Raw genomic sequence first — 6,686 nt, forward strand, 5'->3', positions numbered from 1 at the left:
GATTTATGATTAGAATAGAGTTAGGTTGTGGATGTACTAAAACAGAGGGGTACATTGGTGTCGATAGATTTGATTTGCAAGGCGTCGATATCATAGCTGATTTAGATACCAGTTTTCCATTTGAAAATGATTCTGTAGATGAAATATGGGCGTCTCATTCTCTTGAGCACTTGGAAAATATTGAACATGTATTCAAGGAAATATATAGGGTATGCAAGCATGGCGCAATTGTTCAAATATTAGCACCTTATTATTTTACAACACTTAATATTTCCAATTTTTATCACAAATCTGTATGGACAGAAGATACTCCACGACTATTTGATATATATCCAACAGAAATGATAAAAGCTGAAGAGTACAGCATGCCGCATGGCAAAAGTTGGGGTGTTGGATGTAGTGACAACAGTAATATGAATACTGTTTTCCAAGTTGTTAAGGAAGAGTTTTTCTATTTTCCAGAGTACTGTCATTTATCATCGGAGCTAAAGCGTCAAGCTAGAAGATCAATGATAAATGTTTGCGATCAAGTGTTTTATGTGCTGGTGGTAAATAAGAGCGGAATACCCTTTTCTAAGAATGAGTTAATAAGTTATGCGGAAAAAGCGAAGGGCTTAGAGCCTCCAAGAATCGGTGAGATTCGCAAAAGAGACGAAATTAGTGCACAAAAAAAATTACAGTCTATTTTTGATAGGGTTAATAAAATTGAATGTGATTATTTAAAGGCAGAGAAATGCTTAGATGAATTGCACGAAGATGTAAATGGGTTGATTGGGCAAGAAAAAATCTTGTTTGATAGCGTAAACAAAAGAATTGATGCATTCCAAGATAGCAATGACAAACTCAAAAATGATATCGTTCAGAAGATGTATTTTTTGAGTAGTTACAAAGATGTTCCTAAGGAGATTATAAAAAAATGGAACATTACCTTTTATGATGGACTTTTGCTAAATGATGACTATAGAAAAGTTGAAAAATGTTATTTTTCAGAGAATATTCAACTGGAAAAATATTTTGAATATAGTGTTCCAGCTGGATTCTCAAAACTAAGTATTTGCATGTTTACATTAACACCAACATCTATTTTTTTTGAATTAGTTAATGATGGAAAAATAGCTAAACAGATGGTTGAAAATGTAAATGGTATGCAGCTAATAGAGATTTTAAATGATACCATATCTGAAACTTCATATTTACGAATAAGATTATTAGAGCACGGCTTTAATGCGATAGCGAAGGTACTATTAATAAAAGATGGTAAGAAGGAAAAACTTGCCTATTCAGTTAAATATTAAAACAGAAGGGGGAATGTGCGGTGAAAATATTTTTGAGACCAATTACAAAAGATGACAGCGATTTAATTGTTAAATGGCGTAATTCGCCAAACGTATCAAAGCACTGTTTCAATAGAAATGTTATAACAAATGAATCTCATTTAAAGTTTTACCACGATTATGTGGAAGCAGGATTATATAAACAATATATTGTAGAGCGAATCGAAGAAAATATAGGTTTGATAACATATCCAATTGCAACGGTATATCTAAAGGATATTGATGAAGCAAACAAACGCTGTCAGTTATGTATTTTTACAAGTGATGATGAAGAGTGGAATACTGAGAGTCAGGCTATTGCAGTAAAACAGTTATTGGAGATTGCATTTAAAGAGTTGAAAATGCACAAGGTTTATTCATACGTATTTACAAAGTATCCTGAAGAAAAAGAGTTGCTGGAAGCAGCTGGATTTGAAGTAGAGACAAGATTAAATAATGAGATTATAGGAGAACAGGGAGTATTTGAAGATACTTATAGAATGGTTAAATACAATCAGTAAATAAGTGAGGAGAATTAGCAGTGAAAGGAATAATACTTGCAGGTGGATCGGGAACTAGATTGTATCCACTGACCAAATCAATTTCAAAGCAGATTATGCCAATTTATGATAAGCCAATGATTTACTATCCATTGTCTACACTTATGCTTGCAGGCATCCGCGAGGTTCTTATCATCTCTACACCAAGAGATCTTCCTGTATTCAAGGAGCTTCTCGGTGATGGTAGCCAGCTTGGCATGGATATTCAGTATGCCGTTCAGGAGCAGCCAAATGGACTCGCTGAGGCATTTATCATCGGCGCAGATTTCATCGGCAAAGACGCTGTAGCACTTGTACTTGGCGATAACATCTTCTATGGCCAGTCATTCTCAAAGGTGCTTCAGACAGCAGCACATCGTACAGAGACAGAGCCAGGCGCTACAATCTTTGGTTACTATGTTCGTGACCCAAGAGAGTACGGTGTTGTTGAGTTCGATGAGAACGGCGTAGCTATTTCTATCGAGGAAAAGCCAGCTCAGCCAAAGAGCAACTACGCAGTTCCAGGTCTTTACTTCTACGACAACTCAGTTGTAGAAATCGCAAAGACAATCAAGCCATCAGCACGTGGTGAGCTTGAAATTACAGCTGTTAACAACGAATACTTAAACCGTGGAAACCTTCACGTTGAGACACTTGGCCGTGGATTTGCATGGCTTGATACAGGAAACCACGACATGCTTCTTGCAGCTGCTGAGTTCGTCAGCACATTCCAGAAGCGCCAGGGTATGTATGTATCATGCATCGAGGAAATCGCATTCAAGCGTGGCTTCATCAACAAGGAGCAGCTCCTCAAGCTTGCCGAGCCACTTATGAAGACAGAGTATGGTAAGTATTTAGTAGACGTTAGTAACGGTTTATAAAAAAGTAAGCTTGTAGCTATCAAGCTCTAAGTGTTACTGAATGAGACATGTAGTCGAATGAAGTAATACTTAGGCTTGAGAGCGTAACAAGCGTAGAACTTAGAAAGTGTAGAGTAAAAAATGGCAATTACAGTTGAAAAGAACGTAAATGGTATTGAGGGTCTTTGTGTAATAACTCCAAAAGTCTTCGGCGACCAAAGAGGCTATTTCATGGAGACATACAACGAAAATGATATGAAGGCAGAAGGACTTGATTATGTCTTTGTACAGGATAATCAGTCTGCAAGCAAGAAGGGTGTACTTCGTGGCCTTCACTTCCAGAAGAACTTCCCACAGGACAAGCTTGTTCGTGTAATCAAAGGTGAAGTTTATGATGTAGCAGTTGACCTCCGCCAGGGATCAGCTACATTTGGACAGCACTATGGAATTCTTCTTTCAGAGGAGAATAAAAAGCAGTTCATGATTCCAAAGGGATTCGCTCATGGATTCTTAGTAGTCAGCGATTATGCAGAGTTCTGCTACAAGGTTACTGATTTCTATCATCCAAACGATGAGGGCGGTCTTATGTACAACGATCCAGATATCGCTGTTCAGTGGCCAATCCCAGAGGGTATGACTGAGGCAGATTTAATCCTTTCAGACAAAGATAAGGTAAACTCATCTTTCAAGGAGTATTGTGAGGCTTTAGTTGAGAAGTAAAATGACAAATGATTCTATGTCAAATGCAAATATACTGATAGTATTTGCTGGGAAAACTACGACTGCTGATATTATGGTTAGACTAATGACTGAATACAGTAAGGCAAGGCCAGTTAATGTTAGAGCCAAAGAAGTATTAGAACTAACTGGGGATGATATTGGATGGTCTGATACGGTAATTATAGTTAGAGGAGCTGACTATTTTTTATCGAGAATAATATTAAAGGCAAAGAATGCTGGTAAAAAATGCATATTTTACATTGATGATGATTTACTGTCTATATACAAAGACAATATTGAGTTTTATGAATACTTAAAAATATGTCTCAAAGCAGCGGATATTTTATGGACTTCAAATCATAATATTTTAGATAAGTATTCTAGATATGTAGCTGAAGATGTTAAGTGTATCAATACTATTGTAATGGATCCGTGGAATTCTCTTCAGAAATATCAAGAGACTGAAGGTAAAGTAAAAATAGTGTTTGCAGGCTCACCTTCTCACGAAAAAATAATAAGAAAATACATATCTCCAGCAATAAGCGAAGTATATCAAATTTATTCTGATATAGAGATGCTGCTGGTGGGGTACAAAGGAACTTCATTCGATGGTCAAGAACCATATATTAGAACTACAGGATGGTTTAACAATACAGAGGACTATAGGGAGTTCTTAATAAAAGAAAAGGCGCAAATAGGAATAGCAGTAATAGAGGATTCTGAGTTTGGACGATGTAAATTTTATAATAAGTTTTTGGAGTATACAAAACTGGGAATTATGGGCCTCTATTCTAATTGTGAACCATATACATTGATTGTTGAGGATGGTGTTAATGGAATTCTTGTAAATAATACAGTTGAAGATTGGAAAAAGGCTTTAATTACGGCCATTAATTCCCAGAAATTGAGAGAGCAATGTGTCAATAATGCGCAAATACTTTTGAATTCTAAGTATAGTACACAAGCTGTTATTGATGGAATACATTCGTCCATGCCAGAGTTAGAAAGTTTTAAATCTACTAGAAAAGATGTTAATTACAATATTGGGATCTTGTTATTTAAATATAGAATAAGAAGATACTGTAGATGTATTAGGCATCCTTTTATGACAGTCAAAGCTATTCTTAATATTTAAATAGTGTTTCCTTGATGTGTAATTGTTGGACAAAGGTCTTGAAGTGATGGAAGAATTAACAGTATTATTAAATAATGTACCAGATTCATATTTTGACTTTGTATCGGCTATGGTTCATTATGCTCAGAAAAAACAGTCTCGATTAGATGCACTGCTAAACTTTTTAAATTCTAATCCAGATGTTTCGTCTTCAGATATAGTAAAGTTTGTTTCTGAACAGGCAGATTTCTTTGAGGACGCAGCATATATGTCGGCAAGTTAATAATGATTATGATGTAGGGCGGTAGCGTTAGCTACCGCCTTTTATAGTGCGCTATTTTAAGGAGTTTTCATAGTTTCTGCAAATAAAAACGAAAAATCTGTTTTTAATTTTCAAAAATGATGTTATAAGCCGCGAATTTGCGTGAGATTAAAAAATAAAAGCGGGAAATCCGTTTTTATTTTTTATATTTAGAAAGATAGATAGGTGCGCTGTCGATGTGGACCTGTATTTTATTCAAAATAATATGTAACTTGAAAACTAAATAGTGCACTACATCAACAGTTATTTTAAATTGTTTAATAATAAAAAACTTATCTTTACATAACTATGAGGACATGATATAGTATCTTCTGCAAATCAAATATGCAGATTATATCTAGTCGTTTCGACATTATTTCCAGGTTTTATTTGTAGAGTTAGTTTGGATATGGTATTAGTTTTTTGGTTATTGGAAATTTTCTTTAGGCTTTTTGTTCTCTAATGTGCATGTTTGAAATATGCTAAGAAGGGAGTGAGAGTTATAAGAAAAGGTGGATAAATCTTCTTGCGGACAAATAATCTAGAATTTATAATGAAGTTAGATATTATGTTCGCTAGTTATTGTACATTGATAACTAGGAAGGAGGGATGCCGTATGTTAGGAAATATTGCATTGGACAAATCTCAGTATTCTGAAGATGAAAAAGAACTTTTTGATTTGTTGGATAAAGGTATTGATGATATGGAAGCCGGTAGACTAACTCCACACAAGGAGTCTATGAGAATCCTAAAGGAACGGCTAAATAGTTATGCGATACAAAATCCAAGAAACTGATGAGATTCTTGAAGACATTACACAAATAGCAATTAGTCGTTATGATTATACTGGGGATATTGAATCAGCAGAATCTTTTATTGATGAATACTCAAGTACGATTCAAACGTTGGAATACTTTCCAAACGGATACCGTGGGATCAGTATAGAGCACAGAGGATATGAAATTAAACTGATGCCATGGAATGATTACAATATTTTCTTTATAATTCGTGAAATAAAGAAGGAAATCGTTATCCTTAGGCTATTAAATCAAAAGCAGGATTGGGCAACTATTCTTCGATTTAACGATTTTTATCATTTAAATAACAAAGAATTATGATGTAGGGCGGTAGCGAAAGCTACCGCCTTTATCATGCTGTATAATATTTTTCAATTCCACGAACCATAGTTTCGAATAAAATATAGTAATCGCCAATAATATCGTCATAATATCTAAGTGCTACCTGGCCATCATAATCATGGGCTAAGGTATTACGTACTTTCAACATATCCATCCATTTATCGTCGTCAATTAATCCGACAGAAAAGGCCGCTTTTAAACATTCTCTAGGAGAGCCGGAAGCGAAATCGGTCATTCCAAATTCTTGAGTAACAAGTTCTTTTAAAACTTTCCATGATAAATCAAAAGTTAGGTTGAAATTCTGCACAGTAGCAGGTAGTACAAAAGGAGCATCTATGTCGGCCCCTCTAGAGAGTTGAAGATTAGCTAAGCTTTTACATAGACTTTGGTATCTATTAAAATATTTGCTTTCCATATTTGTCCATATCCTCCCGGAGTAAATCACTACATACTTCATCGTAGTTAAAAATGTCAATTCTGCGTAGGGTAGGGATTTCATCAATTTCTTCAATGAATGAATTGAAGTCTTCGCATCCACGTATAATGAAGTCAATATCGCTTCGTTCAGAAGCATTTCCATATGCAAATGAGCCAAATAAATCCAATCGCTTTACATTATACTTTCGAGCGATAGCTGTGACTCTATCAATTATTTCTGATATTGGCATAGTTTTGTGTTGAATCATTACAAATCCCTCCA

Annotated in this window: 10 protein-coding genes; 8 read left to right on the plus strand and 2 right to left on the minus strand. The window is 35.1% G+C overall.

All coding sequences use genetic code 11. From position 1 onward, the window contains the following. Positions 1-5 precede the first annotated feature (5 nt). The 8 genes from E7274_RS05685 (at position 6) to E7274_RS05720 (ending at position 5,965) form a co-directional block, all read left to right on the plus strand. Entirely contained in the window at positions 6-1,295 is a 1,290-nt protein-coding gene (locus E7274_RS05685; protein ID WP_304174439.1) for a class I SAM-dependent methyltransferase, read from the plus strand. A 20-nt stretch (positions 1,296-1,315) separates the two neighbouring features. Beyond that, on the plus strand, positions 1,316-1,834 hold the full coding sequence (locus E7274_RS05690; RefSeq protein ID WP_304174441.1) for a GNAT family N-acetyltransferase: 519 nt from the start codon (positions 1,316-1,318) through the stop codon (positions 1,832-1,834). A 20-nt stretch (positions 1,835-1,854) separates the two neighbouring features. Further along, complete coding sequence (gene rfbA, locus E7274_RS05695) at positions 1,855-2,733, plus strand: glucose-1-phosphate thymidylyltransferase RfbA (RefSeq protein WP_304174442.1); 879 nt, start codon at positions 1,855-1,857, stop codon at positions 2,731-2,733. 120 nt (positions 2,734-2,853) lie between these two features. Further along, entirely contained in the window at positions 2,854-3,432 is a 579-nt protein-coding gene (gene rfbC, locus E7274_RS05700) for a dTDP-4-dehydrorhamnose 3,5-epimerase (RefSeq protein WP_304174444.1), read from the plus strand. A 1-nt stretch (position 3,433) separates the two neighbouring features. Next, entirely contained in the window at positions 3,434-4,567 is a 1,134-nt protein-coding gene (locus tag E7274_RS05705) for a hypothetical protein (RefSeq protein ID WP_304174446.1), read from the plus strand. 46 nt (positions 4,568-4,613) lie between these two features. Further along, on the plus strand, positions 4,614-4,829 hold the full coding sequence (locus E7274_RS05710; protein ID WP_304174448.1) for a hypothetical protein: 216 nt from the start codon (positions 4,614-4,616) through the stop codon (positions 4,827-4,829). Between the two features lie 634 nt (positions 4,830-5,463). Continuing rightward, the gene (locus tag E7274_RS05715; RefSeq protein ID WP_304174450.1) at positions 5,464-5,643 is read left to right on the plus strand and encodes a hypothetical protein; all 180 of its coding nucleotides are present in this window, start codon (positions 5,464-5,466) and stop codon (positions 5,641-5,643) included. Then, on the plus strand, positions 5,618-5,965 hold the full coding sequence (locus E7274_RS05720; RefSeq protein WP_304174452.1) for a type II toxin-antitoxin system RelE/ParE family toxin: 348 nt from the start codon (positions 5,618-5,620) through the stop codon (positions 5,963-5,965). The genes E7274_RS05715 and E7274_RS05720 overlap by 26 nt, the downstream gene beginning before the upstream one ends. 31 nt (positions 5,966-5,996) lie before the next feature. On the opposite strand, the gene E7274_RS05725 is transcribed toward E7274_RS05720, so the two are convergent. Both E7274_RS05725 and E7274_RS05730 read right to left on the minus strand, forming a co-directional pair. Continuing rightward, entirely contained in the window at positions 5,997-6,401 is a 405-nt protein-coding gene (locus E7274_RS05725) for an HI0074 family nucleotidyltransferase substrate-binding subunit (RefSeq protein WP_304174454.1), read from the minus strand. Beyond that, complete coding sequence (locus tag E7274_RS05730) at positions 6,382-6,672, minus strand: nucleotidyltransferase family protein (RefSeq protein WP_294216215.1); 291 nt, start codon at positions 6,670-6,672, stop codon at positions 6,382-6,384. Before E7274_RS05730 ends, E7274_RS05725 begins: the two co-directional genes overlap by 20 nt. Positions 6,673-6,686: the final 14 nt, after the last annotated feature.

This window comes from Pseudobutyrivibrio ruminis (assembly GCF_015057245.1).
GTDB lineage: Bacteria > Bacillota > Clostridia > Lachnospirales > Lachnospiraceae > Pseudobutyrivibrio > Pseudobutyrivibrio ruminis_E.

Bases quoted from the DNA above. Each gene is read 5' to 3' on its own strand.
- E7274_RS05705 (WP_304174446.1), top strand. From the start codon at position 3,434: ATGACAAATGATTCTATGTCAAATGCAAATATACTGATAGTATTTGCT.
- E7274_RS05720 (WP_304174452.1), top strand. From the start codon at position 5,618: ATGCGATACAAAATCCAAGAAACTGATGAGATTCTTGAAGACATTACA.
- E7274_RS05685 (WP_304174439.1), top strand. From the start codon at position 6: ATGATTAGAATAGAGTTAGGTTGTGGATGTACTAAAACAGAGGGGTAC.
- rfbC (WP_304174444.1), top strand. From the start codon at position 2,854: ATGGCAATTACAGTTGAAAAGAACGTAAATGGTATTGAGGGTCTTTGT.
- E7274_RS05730 (WP_294216215.1), bottom strand. From the start codon at position 6,672: ATGATTCAACACAAAACTATGCCAATATCAGAAATAATTGATAGAGTC.
- E7274_RS05725 (WP_304174454.1), bottom strand. From the start codon at position 6,401: ATGGAAAGCAAATATTTTAATAGATACCAAAGTCTATGTAAAAGCTTA.
- E7274_RS05710 (WP_304174448.1), top strand. From the start codon at position 4,614: ATGGAAGAATTAACAGTATTATTAAATAATGTACCAGATTCATATTTT.
- E7274_RS05715 (WP_304174450.1), top strand. From the start codon at position 5,464: ATGTTAGGAAATATTGCATTGGACAAATCTCAGTATTCTGAAGATGAA.